General features: G+C 45.0%; 1 pseudogene. It reads right to left on the reverse strand.

Annotated features, from left to right (window positions below):
• Positions 1-218: pseudogene (locus QCD85_RS23820) on the reverse strand (serine hydrolase domain-containing protein); the annotation flags it as partial.

A 218-nucleotide genomic window follows, 5' to 3' on the forward strand; every position in this document is an offset into this window, starting at 1 on the left:
CAAAATAATAGGGAATATCGACTATGGGCTGGCTGTCCAATGTAAAACAAGAATGCCACCAGTGCCAACCGTAGTCAGCTTTTTGCGGACTATCTACAGCGATAAGCGGGCTTGTAGCATGTCGTACAGTAGATGATTGAATCAATGGGTGCCCCTTCACTTGACCATCAAGTAAATACAACAATCCAAATAGTAGCATCGCTGCTGGAGGTAGTTGC

The sequence above is a fragment of the Paenibacillus sp. PsM32 genome, from assembly GCF_030433815.1.
Taxonomy (GTDB): Bacteria; Bacillota; Bacilli; order Paenibacillales; family Paenibacillaceae; genus Saccharibacillus; species Saccharibacillus kyungheensis.